A 15,756-nucleotide genomic window follows, 5' to 3' on the forward strand; every position below is an offset into this window, starting at 1 on the left:
ACGGCTGAGGGGTCAGCCCCGGCAGCGGGCACGGCCCGGTGCGGTACACAGTGCGCTGTTGACGCGCAGGAGATCGACGGCGCGGTCGGCGACGAGCGGGTTCGCATACGGCCGCACGCAGCCCACGGCGCGGCGGGCCGCCGTGCTGGGAGCTGCGTGCATCACGTCACCGTCACTGTTCCGGCCCTGGGGGCCTCGCGCTTACCGAAACGTCATCCGGTCCGGTCGTCACCTGGGGCACCCCACCGCGGAGCGAGGGTTGCCGGTCAGCAAGCCAGGGCTTGTCGCTGACGCTCATGACCGTTCTGGGCCGTAATTAAGACAGCTGCCCGAACGGCTGTCAACGGCCGTCCGGCTGCTGGGACCTGGTGTGACGGGCCCAGTCGAGGATCTGTACGGCGGACCCGGCGGCCTCCAGGCCGCGGCAACGGGCGTGGTGGCGGCGGGCGATGGAGTCGAGGTCGAGGTGGGTGCCGAACGCCGGGTGGGCGGCCAGGCGGCGGGCGTGGGCCCACAGGGCGGGGTGGCCGGCGATGCGCTGCACGGCGGCGGCGTCGAGGTGATGCCGGTGCACGGTGTCGAGTTGGACCAGCGCGACCCACAACTCGACATCGGCAGCGGTGAGTTGGTCACCGAGGAGATGCCTGCGCCCGGCCGGCAGCCGCTCGGCGTCGTCCAGCGCGGTCAGCAGGGTGCGCAGGGCCGCAGCCCGCTCGGCGGGGTCGGCGGCTGCCGATCCGGCGCGCTGGGCTGCCTCCTCGATGCTGTCGGTGCACAGCCGCTCGACGTGCTCGATACCGGCGGCACCGGCCCGGGGATAGAGCGAGGGGTGGCCGGAGGCGAAGTGCCGGTCGAGGTCGCGCATGATGTCGCGCGCGTGCGTGCTGACGATCCGACCGGACCAGTCGTCGCTGAGCACGGGCGCAAGGGCCGGGCCCGGATAACGGTGGGCGCTGGCCTCGTACAGCGGGCGCAGCGTGGCGTGTCCGCCGTCGGGGCAGTCCGGGACGGCGGGCAGGAAGGTGACCGGACAGCTCTCGTCGAGCCCGAGCAGGCTGTGCGTGACGGCGATGCGCAGCCCGTCGGGAGACGCGGTCGACACGTGCAGCCGGTAACGGCGGGGCACGGCGTAGTGCCCACTGCGCGCGTCCCGCCCGATCCGCCCGCGGAAGGCGGACGCGGACGACACGGACGGGTGGGCGGCGAGCGGTGCGACGGACATGGGTCTCCCGGGGGTCGGGCGCACGCGGGGGCGCCGGCGGCGGGTTCGGGGCGGGTGAGCGGCACCCCGCGGGGCGCCGCGGTGGCCGGGTACGGCCACGCGGGGCGGGACCGTGGGCGGCGGCGCGGAGGGCGGGGGTACGGTGCGCCACGAGTGGCGGTGCGGAACGCGGGGAGGGCCGCCGGCCCGGGCTCAGGCGGCCGGGCCGATGGCGCTGCAGACGCGCAGCAGGTCGATGTGACGGCGGGAGGTGAGCAGGGGCGAACGGCTCGCTCGGGCGTGGGCCGGGAGCGGTGCGCGAGTCCTCATGCCTTTCCCTACCTGTTCACTAGGATTCCTGTCTGGAGTGTCGATCGACCCTGGCTCACCGTCAAGGGGGCGTCCACCGGTTGGTCAGCGGGTGAAGGTCCGCGGCACACGAAAAGGGCCTCCGCGGGCTCTCGCCCGCGAAGACCCTTCGCACCGTCGGGACGACAGGATTTGAACCTGCGACCCCTTGACCCCCAGTCAAGTGCGCTACCAAGCTGCGCCACGTCCCGGTGCGTCGTACGCGGTGGACCGCGTGATCACGCAGGTAAACCCTACCCCACCCGCGCGGGTGGTCCCGCCGGGCGGGGCGGTCGCTGTGGTCAGCCGGTGCCGGTGTACGCCGCCGTCGTGCGGTCGGCGGCCTCGCGGGCCCGGCTCTCGTCCTCGCCGCTCGCCACGTTCGCCGCGTACCAGGCCTCGCTGCTCTCGGCATAGAAGCGGCGGCCCTCCTCGGAGGTCATCCACGCCAAGCCCTCGGCCGGATCGACGGGCTTGCCGGTGCGCAGGTGCACGGTGAGGCCGACGAGCATCCCGTCCCAGCCGACCCCGACCGCGCCGGGCCCGAACTCGGCCCACTTGGTGTCGTCGACGTGGGCGATGTGGTCGAGCTCGAAGCGGGTCCGCCCCTCCCCCTCCGGCGTCAGCCGCAGCTCGATCCAGCTGACCTCCCCGCCGTACTCCCAGGTCGCGGTGAAGCCCTTGGGTGCCTCGCAGCGCTCGATCGTGCCGCCGGCCTGGCCCTGCAGCTGGAAGCGGCCGCCCTCGCGCAGGTCTCCCTCGACGGGGAGGAACCAGCGGGGGATGCGCGCGGGGTTGGTGCACGCGTCCCAGAGGTCGTCGAGCGGGACGTCGTACGTCCGGCTCACGGTCACCACGCGGGCCTCGCCCGCCTTGAAGTCACGGCGGCCGACCGTGCGGCGCACGCTGCCGATCTGGTGGGTCACGTCGATCACGGGGTGCTCCTCGGGGGTTCGTCGGTGCCGCGCAGCCGGCGCTCACGGCGGCCGCGGGCGAGTTCGGTGGCCAGGGAAGTGATGATTGTGCTGCCGCCGCGTCGCCGGCCCCGAGGAGCGGGGAGGCGACGCGGCGGCGGCAGGTACCGTCCGCGGGCTACCTGACGCCCGCCCGGCGGGGTGCCGCACCGTCCAGATGGACGACCACCGTGGTGAAGAAGCGCTGCACCGCGTCGTCGACGCTGCGGATGAAGCCGGACTCCGCGTTGCCCCGGCCGCTCCCCATGCCCTTGAACAGCGACAGCCGGAAACCGGTGATCCGCACACCGCTGTCCTTCGGCAGCATGTCACCGGGCTCGGGGCGCAACCGTTCCAGCGTGCCCCGCGGACCGCCGACGTCCCCGTCGACGAGGGTTTCGACATGCAGGTCCGCCGGCGCCTCGGCCAGCCGCCGCACCAGCCGCTTGGCCCAGGACAGCGGATAACCCTGCTCCGGCGCGGGGATCTCCATGGAGGTGCGCAGCTTGCCGGTCCGCAGGTCCGCGCTGATCGCGAGGACACCGGGCGTGCCCTCGATGCGCAGTTCGGCATCCAGCCGGCCGTCCAGGCACAGCTGGTCGGCGAGGTCGCTGCGGCGGGCCCGCGGGTCCGTGCCGCGCCGGGTGCGCTGCACGGGGAGCACCTTCTGGCCGAGTTCACCGCCGAGCCGCAGGCAGACCTGGCGGATCAGCCGCTCCCAGCTCTCCACCACCTCCAGCGCCCGGGGGTCGCCCTGGCACAGCGTCTCGTCGTCGATGCCGTTGCGCACCGGGACCCAGGCGGAGCCCATGTTCTGGAACCCGTGGCAGCCGGAGTTCTCGTGCTGAAGGTAGTGGAGCAGCTCCTGGAGCAGCCAGGCGTGCGCGGCGTTGCCGACGCCCTCGTGCCGGATGAGCAGCTGCGCCTGGTGCGCCACCTCGGCCCAGGACAGGTGCCACAGGGCGACCTTGTGCTTGCGGCGGCCGTCGACCTTGACGTCGACGAGCGGAGTGCCCTCCAGGGCCACGTCGTTGGAGAGCGTGATCACCGCCTCGTAGCCGCGGCGCGCGGCGATGTCCATGTACGCCTGGACCTGTTCCGCCTTCAGGGGGTTGCCGTTGGTCTTCGTCTCGACCAGCGCGGTCCACAGCTTCCCCGCGCGCTCCACCCGGATGACCCCGTCGGGGCGGCGCGGCGTGTCGCCGTGCGGCAGGGAGACCTCCGTGAACGTCTCCATCCGCCCGGCCGGGGCGCCGAACGCCGCGGTGAGCCTGCGGCCGAACTCCGGCACCTGGGCCATCACCGACAGCAGGACCGATGTGGCGCGCATCTCGCGGTCCCGGTCGCTCTTGAGGGCCGACACCGGAAAGAGTTTGGCCTGCTTCCAGGAGTCGTTCTCGGCGAGCGTCTTCATCGCCGCCTTGGGCAGGGTGATCTTCTTCTTGGCCGTGCGCGGCCGGGCGGACGACTTCCTGGGGGCCGGGTCGTCGGCGGGCTGGCGAGGCGCGGGCACCGCCTCCAGCGTCGCCTGCGCCGAGGGCACGGCCGCCGTCTCCGCCCGCTCGTCGCCGCGCGCGTCCTCCAGCACCGCGGCCGCCGAGGTGGTGTCCGTCTCCTCCGCGTCGTCGACGTCGACGCCGAAGTCGGTGGCCAGGCCGGCGAGGCCGCTGTCGTAGCCCTGGCCGACGGCCCTGAACTTCCACTCCTCCCCGCGCCGGTACAGCTCGCCGAAGATGACGGCGCCGACCGAGTCGGCGTCGTCGATGGTGAAGCGCAGCAGGTTCTCACCGGCCGCGTCGGCCAACGTCACCCTGACCTCGTCGAGTTCGCCGAACCGGGCCCCCCGGTACCGGCTCGCGGCGACGACGATCCGCTCGACATCGGACGCAACGGCGGTGAGGTCGAAGCTGATGCGGTCCTCGCTGCCGTTGTCCGTGGGCGTCTTGCCGAGCAGCTGCACGCTGCCGTCGGCCGCCACCGGGTTGTTGTAGAAGTAGAAGTCCGCGTCGCTGCGCACCTTGCCGTTCGCGTCCAGCAGCAGCACGGAGACGTCCGCGTCCCCCTCCCCGGTCGGACTGGCCCAGCCCAGCCCGACGATCACGGATCCGGCGTCCTCGCTCAGGGCTGCCAGCGACACATTCGAGCCCTTGATCATTTCGTGCACAAAGCCCCCCAACCGCCGCGCGTTCCCAGCGCGCGGACATCCCTGCCCCAAAGGCCTGTCGAGACCCCAAAGGCCTAACGAGCGACACGGTGTGACATGCCGCAGGCAGATGACTGTAATACCCACGCAGCCGGCTCGGGGCAGCCCGCGGCAAACGGGGGCAGGGGCGGCTGCCGGCGTCACTTGATGATCGCGTTCGCCACGACCACCACGAAGCCCAGCAGCGCGTCCACCGCTCCGATGGCCAACGCCGTGGGCCAGCCGCGTCCGGACGAGCGGGCCGTCGTCAGACCCAGGGTGAAGAGGAGGGCGATGTTGAGGGCGAACGCCGGGTATTCGACGCCGTCCGGGGGCCACCAGCCCCAGCCGGCTCCGGCGAGCACCAGCACCGTCGGCAGGACGGCCGTGACCAGGGGCCACTCGTCGAGGAGGGCGCGCAGGGCGTCCCCGCGGCGGTGCGGGCCCCGCTCGGCGATGTAGTGGGCGTAGCCGTGGGCCAGCGCGGAGGCGAAGGCGGTGATCAGCAGCCACAGGGCGTCGTAGCGGCGGCTGTGCGCGGAGGCGTGCCCGTACTGGGTGAGGGCCGCGACCATGGAGCTGGCCAGGACGGCGCCGTAGACACCGCCGAAGAGGATCATCTCGCGCGTGTCGTGGCCGCGCGACGCGGTGGCCGTCGGCGGCGAGTCGGAGTCGGCCATGCCCTCACGATCACCCGGCTCCGGGGCGCCTGCCACTCGCCACGGCGGGCGGGAGGTGCGCGGCTGCACTGAGCACGGCGAGCCGGGGGGGGCGGACCGGCAGGCGCACAGGTGTGATGCCACGGCCGACGACGGCCGGACCCGGCAGGCGCGCCGGTACGACGCGGTGTCCGGTCGATACGACGATGTGTCCGGTCCGCGGGATCCATCACGCACACTGTGTCCAGCACCGCCGCCTGAGCCGTGCCGCTAGGGTCGCCGCGTGATCCACTCCTTCGCCCTGCACGTCCCGGACGCCGACCTGACGCCGGATCCGCTCGACCCCGCCCAGATCGTCTCCGGCTCGCCCGAGGTGACCGGGAAGGTGGTGTGGGAGTCGGAGGACGGGCGCCAGGTCCGCGGCATCTGGCAGATCACGCCCGGCGTCGTCACCGACACGGAGGCCGACGAGATGTTCGTCGTGCTCAGCGGATCGGCCACGGTCGAGGTCGACGGCGGACCCACCCTGCACCTCGGCCCCGGCGACATGGCGGTGCTGCGCGAGGGCGACCGCACGACGTGGACGGTGCACGAGACGCTGCGCAAGGTGTACGCGATCAATCAGTGAGCTTGGGCCCGTTCCGGGGACGGTCGCGGACGTCTTCACCGGCCGTCGCGGGGCACCGGCCCGTCGTCCCCCGCACCTCCAGGTGCGGCGCGGTCAGCTGGATCCGGCCCGCGCCCGCCTGGCCCTCGAACCGTTCCAGCAGGCAGCGCGCCGCGCGTCGGCCCACCTCGTGGCCGGCGTTGTCGGCGGTGGTCAGCCAGACATGCCGGAGCCGGGAGATGCTCGTGTTGTCGTAGCCGGCCACGGAGACGTCCCGCGGCACGTTCAGTCCCAGCTCCGCGGCCGCCGTCAGCACGCCGACCGCCGTCATGTCGTTGACCGCGAAGACCGCCGTGGGCCGGTCGGGGCGGCTGAGCAGCCGGACCGTGGCCCGGTAGCCGCCCTCCTCCGTCAGGTCCCCGCGCTCGACCAGTTGCTCCAGCCCGTGCGCGGCCAGCGCGGACGCGTAGCCGTTCCGGCGCAGCTCGCCCACCGCGCCGTGCCCGCCGACGTGCGCGATCCGGCGGTGCCCCAGCCCGATCAGGTGCTCCACGGCGAGCCGGGCGCCCTGCTCGTCGTCGCCCGCCACCACGTCCACGCCCGGCAGCACCGGCTCCCGCGCTCCCGCGACCACCACCGGGAGCCGTTCGGCGACCCGCGCCAGCCCTGCCGGGTCGGGCAGCGTGCCGACCACGACCAGGCCGTCGACCCCGAGGTCGAGGAAGGGTTCGGCGAGGTCGTGGCCCGCGCGGCGGCCGAGGCGGGCGTCGGAGAGGAGCATGTGCAGACCGGCCGTGTGCAGCAGGCAGTTGAGACCGTCGAGCAGCTCCACGAACCAGGGGTTGCGCAGGTCGTGCAGGAGCACCCCGACGGTGCGGGAGCGTCGTTCACTCAGGGTGCGGGCCGCGGCGTTGGGCCGGTAGCCGAGCTCACGCACCGCCCGGAGCACCGCGTCCCGCTTCTCGGGGCGCACCTGGCCGGAGCCGCGCAGCACGAGGGAGACCAGCGATTTGGACACCCCCGCCCGTTCGGCCACGTCGCGGATCGTCGGCTGCCTCATGGTGTGGACCGTTCCATGAAGCCATCTGGTTGTCAAAGGGCTTGACAGCAGGGACAGGCCCGCACAAGGTGACGGGAGAAGCTGTTTGGAACGGTCCAAAAGCGAGAGGCTGTCATGGCACGCACGCTCGGGGTCGCCGTCGTCGGGTTCGGCTGGATGGGGCGGGTGCACACCCAGGCGTACGCGCGCGTGCTCCACCACTTCCCCCTACTCGGGCTGCGGCCGCACCTGGTCACCGTCGCGGAGGAGGTGCCGGGGCGGGCGGAGGAGGCCGCCGCGCAGTTCGGGTTCGCCTCCACGACCCGTGACTGGCGTGAGGTCGCCGCCGACCCCCGGGTGGAGGCGGTCAGCGTCACCGCGCCGAACTTCCTGCACCGTGAGATCGGCGTCGCCATGGCCGAGGCGGGCAAGCACCTGTGGATCGAGAAACCGGTCGGCCTGGGCGCCGGTGACGCCCGCGCGGTCGCCGACGCGGCCGCCAGGGCGGGCGTGCAGGGCACGGTCGGCTTCAACTACCGCAACGCCCCGGCCGTCGAGGCGGCCCGTGAACTGATCGCCTCAGCGGAGCTGGGCTCGGTCACGCATGTCCGCATCCGGCTGTTCAGCGACTACGCCGCCCACCCCGAGTCCGCTCTCACCTGGCGCTACGAGCGGGAGCGCGGCGGCAGCGGGGTGCTCGGCGACCTGGCCTCGCACGGCGTGGACCTCGCCCGGTACCTGCTCGGCGACATCACCGCCCTGGCCGCCGACACCGCGATCTTCCTGCCCGAGCGGGCACGGCCCACCGGTGCCACCGCCGGCCACGCGCGCGCCGTCGGCGGTGCACTCGGCCCCGTGGAGAACGAGGACTATGTCAGCTGTCTGCTGCGCTTCGCCTCCGGCGCCCGTGGCGTACTGGAGGCCTGCCGCGTCTCCGTGGGCGAGCAGAACGCCTACGGCTTCGAGGTGCACGGCACCCGGGGCGCCGTCTTCTGGGACTTCCGGCGGATGAACGAGCTGGGCGTCAGTCGCGGTACGGCCTATCAGGACCAGCCGGTGAGCAGGGTGTACGTCGGCCCGGGCGCCGGCGAGTACGGCGCGTTCCAGCCCGGCGCCGCCAACGCCATGGGCTACGACGACCTGAAGGTCATCGAGTGCCACCGCTTCCTGCGCTCGATCGCCGAGGGCACCTCGCACGGGGCGACCCTCACGGACGCCGTGCACAACGCGACCGTGCTGGACGCGATGACACGGTCCGCCGAGAGCGGGGCGTGGGTCACGCTCCGGCCGTGACCGTCACGCTTTCCGCGCCAGCACCCGCAGCCGTCGTACGCCGTCGGCGAGTGCGTCGGCGACATCGCGCGGCGGCATGTCCGCGCCGCCCGGGACGGTGGTGCGGGCCAGCAGCGGCAGCTCCACCTGCACGCCCGGGCCGCCGGCCATGTTCACCGGGTTGCCGGGGTGGACGCCCCGCAGGGCGGCGGGGATCAGCGCCAGGTCGGTGACCGGCTCGAACCGCGGCCGCAGCGCCTGAAGCCCGCCCGCCATCAGGTGCGCCGCGCTCCGGTCGGCCCCGCCGAGGAAGATCGAGCGGGGCGCGGCCTTCCGCAGATGGCCGTGCAGCGATACGACGACGTCGACGCGGGCGAGGAAGTCGCGCAGCAGGCCGCACGGGGCGGCCGCCATCCGTGCCGAGGTGATGTGCACCGGTTCCCCGTCGCTCTGCCGGAACACCAGTTGCGCCGCTCCGCACCGCTTCGCCAGTTCGTCGGCGAGTTCGCCGGTGCCGCCCTCGACGCTGGCGTGCAGCGCGAGCAGGCCGATGCCCTCGCCCGGGGTGAGGGTGACCGTGAAGTCGACGCCCTCGATCCTCACGCGCTCGGTCCGCGTGCGGCCCGCGCCGGTCATCGGCCGGCCTGCGGCGGCATGTTGAAAGGGGTGACGACCTGGATCGCGGACGGCAGGGTCGGCCCGGCCGGCGGGAGCGCGCCGTGGGCCCGCATCACCAGGTGGCAGGCCTCGCGCAGGTCCTGGCGCAGGTCGTGGTGGAGGACGGCGGACAGGCGGTGTTCGCGCAGCAGACGGGTGTTGTCGTGGTCGAGGTCGTGGGCGACGAACACGGCGCACGCGCGGCCGAGGTCGGCGAAGGCCTGGAGCGTGGCGATGTTGCCGCCGCCGATCGAGTACACGGCGCGGATGTCCGGGTCGCGCTCCAGGGCGGCCCGCACGAGGTCGTACTGGGTCGCGTCGAGTCCCTGGCCCTCGGCGATCTCGACGAGGACGCGACCCGGATGCCGGGCGCGCATGGCGCTGCGGAAACCCATCTCGCGCTCCTCCTCGTTGCGGAAGAAGCCGCTGCTGAGGCTGGTGAGGACGTTGCCGGGCCGGTCGCCGAGCCACTGGCCCATCAGATAGGCGGCGGTGGCGCCCGCGGCGCGGTTGTCGATGCCGACGTAGCCGAGCCGGGTGCTGGCCGGCAGGTCGGTGGCGAGGGTGATCACGGGGATGCCCGCGGCGGTGAGGCGGCCGACGGCGGCGGTGATCTCGGGGACGTCCGGCGCCTTGAGCAGCACCCCCTGGGAGCCCCTGCGCGCAATCCGGTCCAGGACCCGGACCTGCTCCTCGACCGGCCCGGTCTCGCGGAAGTGGAAGCGGGAGCGCAGCACCGCCGGGTGCAGGGACGGCAACTCCGCCTCCAGAGCGGCGCGTACAGCGGTGGAGAACCGCTCCGGTGCCTGCATCACGATGTCGATCATGAAGGTGCGGCCGATCAGCCGTACCTGGGTGCGCTGGCGGTCCAGGTCGGCGATGGCCCGGTGCACCTCCTGCGTGGTGGACGCGCGGACCCCGCCGCGGCCGTTGAGCACCCGGTCGACCGTGGCCTCGCTCAGACCGGCCTGACGTGCGATCTCCTTGATCGGGAAGGGGTGACCCACGGTCGGCTCCTTGAGGGGTTTTTGATGGCTGCCTGCCGGTTGTTCGCCGTGTTTGTCCTGACAAGAATGACAGAGCCGCGCCGCTCAGTGACCCGCACCTTGCACCATGGACCATGCGTCGCGCCATGAACCGAAGGGACCGCGATGTCCGCCACCGCACCGCAGCGCGCCTGGCTGTCCGAGCCGGACTGCGACCTGACCGCCTTCCGTACCCTGATCGAGCGGACCACCGACCCCGCCGACTGTCCGCGCGCCGCCGCCGTCGAGCACAACGTGCCGCTCTACGACGCCGGGCAGCTCGGCTCCGGCCGCGCGATCCAGGCCGAGATCGTCCGCGTCCTCGCCGACGGCCCCGGGGTCGCCGTCTTCCGGGGCGCCTTCCCGGACCCCGCCGTCGTCGACCGGCTCACCGCCGTCTTCGATGCGCTGATCGCCGAGCAGCGCGCCGCGGGCCGGACGGCCGGTGACCACTTCGCGCGCCCGGGCGCCAACGACCGGGTGTGGAACGCCCTGGAGAAGGCCGCGCTGTACGACGCGGAGGCGTTCGCCGACTACTACGCGAACGAGGTCGTGGCGCTGGTCTCCCGGGCCTGGCTCGGTCCCGCCTACCAGGTCACCTCCCAGGTCAACGTGGTCAACCCGGGCGGCGAGGCGCAGCAGCCCCATCGCGACTACCACCTGGGCTTCCTCGCGGGCGAGACCGCCGCCGCCTACCCGGCGCACGTGCACCGCCTCTCCCCCGTGCTCACCCTGCAGGGTGCCGTCGCGCACTGCGACATGCCGGTGGAGTCCGGGCCGACGCTGTACCTGCCCTACTCCCAGCTGTACGAGCCCGGGTATCTGGCCTGGCGGCTGCCCGAGTTCCGGGCGTACTTCGCGGAGCACCATGTGCAGCTGCCGCTCGCCAAGGGGGACGCGGTCTTCTTCAACCCGGCCCTCTTCCACGCGGCCGGCACCAACCGCTCGGCGGACATCCGGCGCACGGCCAACCTGCTCCAGGTGTCCTCCGCGTTCGGCCGGGCCATGGAGAGCGTGGACCGGGAGGCGGTCGTGAACGCCGTCTACCCGGTGCTGCTCAAACGCAGGGCCGAGGGTGTGGGCGAGGCGTGGCTGGAGCACGTGATCGCCGCGAGCGCCGAGGGCTACCCCTTCCCCACCAACCTGGACCGCGACCCGCCGGTGGAGGGGCTCGCCCCGCCGTCACAGGCCGATCTGCTGCGGCGTGCGCTCGCCGGGGTGTGGAGCCCCGAGACACTGCGCGAGGAGCTGCGCGCGGGCGCCGGGCGACGGCGCACGAGCTGACACGGAAGACGAGGGAGCAAGGAGAGAAATGGGACTGCTCGACGACAAGGTCGTGCTGGTCAACGGCGGCAGCCAGGGCGTCGGCGCGGCCGTCGCCCGGGCGGCGGTCCGTGAGGGCGCGGTCGTGGCCGTCACCGGGCGCCGCCCCGAGCCGGGCGAGGCACTGGTCGCGGAACTCACGGCCGGCGGCGGGAAGGCGCTGTACGTGCGGGCCGATCTGGCCGACGCGGAGCAGGCGAGGGCGGCCGTGGCCGCGGTGGTGGACGCCTGCGGCCGCATCGACTGCCTGGTGAACTCCGCCGGGCTCACCGCGCGCGGCACACTGCTCGACACCACGCCCGAGCTGTTCGACCAGCACATCGCCGTCAATCTCAGGGGGCCGTTCTTCGCGATGCAGGCGGCCGTCGCCGACATGCTGTCCCGCAGGGCGTCCGGCACGATCGTCAACGTCATCACGTCGTCGGCGCACGGCGGGCAGCCGTTCCTCGCCCCGTACGTGGCCGCGAAGGCGGGGCTCGCGGGACTGACCCGCAACGCGGCGCACGCCCACCGCTACGACCGCATCCGGATCAATGGCCTGAACATCGGCTGGACCGCGACCGAGGGCGAGGACGCCACCCAGCGGGCCTTCCACGGGGCGGGCGACGACTGGCAGGAGCAGGCGGCGGCACGGCTGCCGATGGGGCGGCTCGGCCGGCCCGACGAGATCGCCGACTTCGTGGTCTTCCTGCTGTCCGACCGGTCCGGGGTGGTCACCGGTTCGGTGATCGACTGGGACCAGAACGTCCTGGGCGGACTGGACTGACCGGCACACCCTTCCTCCTTCTTCCTTCTTCCCAAGGAGCACCATGCGTATCGGAATCCTCGGCCTCGGCCGCATCGGGGCCTTCCACGCCGAGACCCTGTCCGGGCTCGACGCCGTCGAGTCCCTCGTCGTCACCGATCCCGTGGCGGACGCCGCCAAGGCCGCCGCCGAGCGGTTCGGCGCCGAGGTCGCCGACTCTCCCGAGGCCCTGCTGGCCTCCGGCGTGGACGGCATCGTCGTCGCCGCGGCCACCGACGCCCACCCGGCACTGATCCGGGCCGGCGTGACGGCCGGCGTGCCCGTGTTCTGTGAGAAGCCGGTCGCCCGGACCATCGCCGAGGGCGTCGAGGTGCTGCGCGCCGTCAAGGGCAGCGACGTGCCGGTGCAGATCGGCTTCAACCGGCGTTTCGACGCCGGGTTCACCGCCGCACGCGCCGCCGTCCGGGCCGGGGAACTCGGCAAGCTGCACACCGTGCGGTCGACCACCCTCGACCCGGCGCCGCCGCCTGCCGCCTACGTCGCCGCGTCCGGGGGCATCTTCCGGGACTGCTCCGTGCACGACTTCGACATCATCCGCTGGGTGACCGGCCGCGAGGTGACCGAGGTGTACGCCGTCGGCGGCAACCGGGGCGCCGACTACATCCGGCAGGCCGGTGACGCCGACACCACCGGCGCGCTGCTCACCCTCGACGACGGCACCGTCGCGGTGGTGTCCAACTCCCGGCACAACGGCCGTGGTTACGACGTCCGCATGGAGCTGCACGGGTTCGAGGACTCCCTCGCCGTCGGCCTCGACGACAAGCTGCCGCTGCGCTCGGCCGAGCCCGGCGTCACCTTCCCCTCCGGTGTCCCGCACGACTTCTTCATGGACCGCTTCACCGCGGCCTACCGCGCCGAACTCGCCGCCTTCACCGAGCTGATCGCCGGCACCCGGCCCTCCCCGTGCACGATCGAGGACGCGCTGGAGGCCGGCTGGATCGCGGAGGCGTGCACGCTGTCCCGGCACGAGCACCGGCCGGTGACACTCGCGGAGGTCCGCGGAGCGTGACCCTGGCGGGGGGCCACCCGATGACTGCGGCCTTCAGCAGGGCCGAGCCACGTGACCGCGCCTGCTCTGCGCGGCGCCGGAACAGGCACCGCCGGAAGCACACCGCACCCGAACCGTGGCGGGGCCCCGGCCGGCACTCCGGTCGGGGCTCAGCCGTAGTCGTGCGACGAACTCACCGCGCCACCGGTTCCGCCGGCAGGTCGAACACGTGGTCCGGGGAGACAATCCGGGTCACGGCCCGGCCGAAGAGGGTGCTGGGCTCCTCGTTCTTGTAGTTGATGTCGGTGTTCAGCACCACGACGACCGTCGCCTGCGCGGCCGGCAGGTAGATGGTGAGGGACTCGTAGCCGGGCAGGGAGCCGTTGTGCCCGATCCAGCCCTGCACATTGAAGATGCCGAGTCCGTAGCCGGCGCCCCGGATCGGGGTCGCGGGCGTCGTCAGCCGCTGCTGCTGCGTCGCGGGGCTGATCATGTCGCCGCCGTTCGGCAGCTTGCCGGTGGCCACCGTGCGGGCCCACACCCGCAGGTCGTCCAGCTGGGAGATCATCGCGCCGGCCGCCCAGCCCCACGAGGGGTCCCAGTCGGCGGAATCCTCGACCTTCCCGGTCGCCGTCTGGTTGGTGTACCCCTGCGAGTGCGGCGTCGGGAACTCGTTGCCGGTCGGGAAGAGCGTGTGCTTCAGGCCCACCGGGGCGAGGATCTTCTGCTGGATGTAGTCGTTCAGCTTCTGCCCGCTCTCCTTCTCGACGACCAGGCCGAGCAGGATCAGGTTGGTGTTGCAGTAGTAGAACTGCTGGCCCGGCGGGAAGAGCACGGGGTGCTTGAAGGAGTAGCCGAGCAGCTGTTGCGGGGTGAAGGGGCGGTTCGGGTCGGAGGTGAGCGCCTTGTAGAAGCCCTCGTCCGCCGAGTAGTTGAACAGCCCGCTGCGCATGCCGGCCAGCTGCCGGATGGTGATCTTGTCGCCGTTGGGCACGCCGCTGATGTACTTGTCGATGGTGTCGTCCAGGCCGATCTTGCCCTGGTCGACGAGTTTCAGGACGGCCGTGACGGTGAACGTCTTCGTCTCGCTGCCGATGCGCATGTAGAGGTCCGGCGACATCTTGCGGCCGGTGCTCTTGTCGGCGACGCCGAAGGACTTGACGTACTTCCCCTGGTCGGGCGTCCACACGCCGACGGTCACGCCTGGGACGTTCGCCTGGTGCATCACCCGCTGTACGGCGGCGTCGAGAGCCCGCTGCACGGCGGGCGTGAGCGCCCGGACCTCGTTGCCGGACGGGGACGGCGAGACGGACGACGAGACCGAGGCCGACAGGGAGACGGACGGGGAGGCCGATGGCGAGACGGACGCGGACGTCGACGTCGATGGGGACGGCGACGGTGAGGTCGCTCCGGAGGAGGACGGCGAGGTGGACGGCGAGGTGGACAGGGGCGCCGAGGACGGGCCGTACGGCGACGGTGGCGTGGGGGCGGCGGTCGGCAGCGCGACGGCCACCCCGCCGGCGACCGGTGCGGCGAGGAACCCCAGCGCGGCGGCCACGACGGCCGCCCTGCGCAGTCGGGTGGAGGCGTACGACATGGGCTTGCTCCCCGTGAGACGGCGGAAGGGGACGCCCCGCGAACGTCGTGTAAGGCGGCGGGAGCGAGGCCGTGGGACACGGACCGACACCCTGGAGTACCAGTGGCCCCAGCGGTCACACCGGCTACCCCCAGCATAGGAGCGCCCGCCCGTCACGTCCTGTCGGCAGGGGGCGCCCCGCCCGTTCCGCCGTGCGCTCAGGCTCCGCAGGAGCGCAGGAAGCGCCGGGTGCGGACCGCGATCGGCAGGGGCTTGTCCGGCTCGCAGGGATACATGTCCTGCTCGACGATGGCGAACAGGTCCACGCCCAGCTTCTGTGCCGCCACCAGCACCGGCTCCAACTCCGGTACGCCGGACGGCGGTTCACACATCACTCCGCGCTGCACCGCCGGACCGAAGGGCACCCCGTCGGCCACGACGTCGGCGAGGATGCCGGGGTCGACCTGCTTGAGGTGCAGATAGCCGATGCGCTCGCCGTAGGTCTCGATGAGCTTGACGCTGTCGCCGCCGCAGTAGGCGTAGTGCCCGGTGTCCAGGCACAGGTTGACGAGGTCGGAGTCGGTGGAGTCCAGGAAGCGCTCGACGTGGGCCTCGGTGTCGATATGGGTGTCGGCGTGCGGGTGGACGACGATGTCCAAGCCGTAGGTCTCCTTCACCTCGTGTCCGAGCCGCTCCATGCCCTTGGTGAGGTAGGCCCACTGCTCGGTCGTCAGCTCCGGCGGCTCCAGGATCTCGGCGGTCTTGTCGTCGCGCCAGAAGGACGGGATGACGACGAGGTGCCGCGCGCCCATGGCCTGGGTGAGGGCCGCGACCTTGGCGACGTGCTCCCAGGTGGCGTCCCACACCGACAGGCCGCGGTGCAGACCGGTGAAGACGGTGCCCGCGGAGACCTTCAGGCCGCGGGCCCGCACCTCGTCGGTGAGCCGGGCAGGGTCGGTGGGCAGGTAGCCGTAGGGACCGAGCTCGATCCACTCGTAGCCGGCCTCGGCGACCTCGTCGAGGAAGCGCTGCCAGGGCACCTGGGCGGGATCGTCGGGGAACCACACCCCCCAGGAGTCGGGGGCGGAGCCGACCCGGATGCGGCTCAGAGCAGCGGGCAT

Annotated in this window: 16 protein-coding genes, 1 tRNA gene and 1 riboswitch; of the genes, 5 read left to right on the plus strand and 12 right to left on the minus strand. The window is 72.7% G+C overall.

The features are described from left to right. Window positions 1-12: 12 nt before the first annotated feature. The 7 genes from AB0J12_RS11170 to AB0J12_RS11200 form a co-directional block, all read right to left on the minus strand. Window positions 13-162 carry a hypothetical protein gene (locus tag AB0J12_RS11170; protein WP_363263988.1) on the minus strand — a complete coding sequence of 50 codons (150 nt, stop codon included), beginning with the start codon at window positions 160-162 and terminating at the stop codon, window positions 13-15. 30 nt (window positions 163-192) lie between these two features. Then, window positions 193-302, minus strand: a riboswitch (SAM riboswitch). 38 nt (window positions 303-340) lie between these two features. Further along, window positions 341-1,222 (minus strand): glutathione S-transferase C-terminal domain-containing protein, encoded by an 882-nt coding sequence (locus tag AB0J12_RS11175; protein ID WP_363263989.1) that lies wholly within the window; start codon window positions 1,220-1,222, stop codon window positions 341-343. 192 nt (window positions 1,223-1,414) lie between these two features. Beyond that, window positions 1,415-1,531, minus strand: coding sequence for a putative leader peptide (locus AB0J12_RS11180; RefSeq protein WP_361628884.1), 117 nt, complete (start codon window positions 1,529-1,531; stop codon window positions 1,415-1,417). 156 nt (window positions 1,532-1,687) lie between these two features. Next, a tRNA-Pro gene (locus AB0J12_RS11185) sits at window positions 1,688-1,761 on the minus strand. Between the two features lie 90 nt (window positions 1,762-1,851). Next, window positions 1,852-2,484, minus strand: coding sequence for an SRPBCC family protein (locus tag AB0J12_RS11190; RefSeq protein ID WP_363263990.1), 633 nt, complete (start codon window positions 2,482-2,484; stop codon window positions 1,852-1,854). A gap of 157 nt (window positions 2,485-2,641) precedes the next feature. Then, complete coding sequence (locus AB0J12_RS11195; protein ID WP_363263991.1) at window positions 2,642-4,657, minus strand: TerD family protein; 2,016 nt, start codon at window positions 4,655-4,657, stop codon at window positions 2,642-2,644. Window positions 4,658-4,845: 188 nt separating this feature from the next. Further along, the gene (locus tag AB0J12_RS11200; RefSeq protein WP_363263992.1) at window positions 4,846-5,364 is read right to left on the minus strand and encodes a hypothetical protein; all 519 of its coding nucleotides are present in this window, start codon (window positions 5,362-5,364) and stop codon (window positions 4,846-4,848) included. Between the two features lie 262 nt (window positions 5,365-5,626). Here AB0J12_RS11200 and AB0J12_RS11205 point away from each other — a divergent pair, with 262 nt between their 5' ends. Next, entirely contained in the window at window positions 5,627-5,971 is a 345-nt protein-coding gene (locus AB0J12_RS11205) for a cupin domain-containing protein (RefSeq protein ID WP_363263993.1), read from the plus strand. Here AB0J12_RS11205 and AB0J12_RS11210 read toward each other — a convergent pair. Continuing rightward, complete coding sequence (locus AB0J12_RS11210; RefSeq protein WP_363263994.1) at window positions 5,961-7,010, minus strand: LacI family DNA-binding transcriptional regulator; 1,050 nt, start codon at window positions 7,008-7,010, stop codon at window positions 5,961-5,963. The two genes, AB0J12_RS11205 and AB0J12_RS11210, sit on opposite strands and share 11 nt — an antisense overlap. Window positions 7,011-7,124: 114 nt before the next feature. Here AB0J12_RS11210 and AB0J12_RS11215 point away from each other — a divergent pair, with 114 nt between their 5' ends. Next, complete coding sequence (locus AB0J12_RS11215) at window positions 7,125-8,282, plus strand: Gfo/Idh/MocA family oxidoreductase (RefSeq protein WP_363263995.1); 1,158 nt, start codon at window positions 7,125-7,127, stop codon at window positions 8,280-8,282. Window positions 8,283-8,285: 3 nt separating this feature from the next. On the opposite strand, the gene AB0J12_RS11220 is transcribed toward AB0J12_RS11215, so the two are convergent. Together AB0J12_RS11220 and AB0J12_RS11225 are read right to left on the minus strand one after the other, a co-directional pair. Continuing rightward, window positions 8,286-8,864, minus strand: a complete 579-nt coding sequence (locus AB0J12_RS11220; RefSeq protein WP_363263996.1) for a poly-gamma-glutamate hydrolase family protein — start codon at window positions 8,862-8,864, stop codon at window positions 8,286-8,288. 29 nt (window positions 8,865-8,893) lie between these two features. Then, entirely contained in the window at window positions 8,894-9,925 is a 1,032-nt protein-coding gene (locus AB0J12_RS11225; protein WP_363263997.1) for a LacI family DNA-binding transcriptional regulator, read from the minus strand. A gap of 144 nt (window positions 9,926-10,069) precedes the next feature. Here AB0J12_RS11225 and AB0J12_RS11230 point away from each other — a divergent pair, with 144 nt between their 5' ends. From AB0J12_RS11230 to AB0J12_RS11240, 3 genes are read left to right on the plus strand one after another with little or no spacing between them, the layout of a single operon-like run. After that, the gene (locus tag AB0J12_RS11230) at window positions 10,070-11,227 is read left to right on the plus strand and encodes a phytanoyl-CoA dioxygenase family protein (RefSeq protein WP_363263998.1); all 1,158 of its coding nucleotides are present in this window, start codon (window positions 10,070-10,072) and stop codon (window positions 11,225-11,227) included. 28 nt (window positions 11,228-11,255) lie between these two features. Then, window positions 11,256-12,032 carry an SDR family oxidoreductase gene (locus AB0J12_RS11235; RefSeq protein ID WP_363263999.1) on the plus strand — a complete coding sequence of 259 codons (777 nt, stop codon included), beginning with the start codon at window positions 11,256-11,258 and terminating at the stop codon, window positions 12,030-12,032. Window positions 12,033-12,075: 43 nt separating this feature from the next. After that, a complete protein-coding gene (locus AB0J12_RS11240; protein WP_363264000.1) occupies window positions 12,076-13,080 on the plus strand; it encodes a Gfo/Idh/MocA family oxidoreductase in 1,005 nt (334 codons plus the stop codon). Window positions 13,081-13,252: 172 nt separating this feature from the next. Here AB0J12_RS11240 and AB0J12_RS11245 read toward each other — a convergent pair whose 3' ends face one another. Beyond that, the gene (locus tag AB0J12_RS11245; RefSeq protein WP_363264001.1) at window positions 13,253-14,656 is read right to left on the minus strand and encodes a serine hydrolase domain-containing protein; all 1,404 of its coding nucleotides are present in this window, start codon (window positions 14,654-14,656) and stop codon (window positions 13,253-13,255) included. A gap of 197 nt (window positions 14,657-14,853) precedes the next feature. Further along, on the minus strand, window positions 14,854-15,756 hold the full coding sequence (locus AB0J12_RS11250) for a sugar phosphate isomerase/epimerase (RefSeq protein WP_363264002.1): 903 nt from the start codon (window positions 15,754-15,756) through the stop codon (window positions 14,854-14,856).

Origin of the sequence: Streptomyces sp. NPDC049915, from assembly GCF_040656475.1 — a bacterium.
GTDB lineage: Bacteria > Actinomycetota > Actinomycetes > Streptomycetales > Streptomycetaceae > Streptomyces.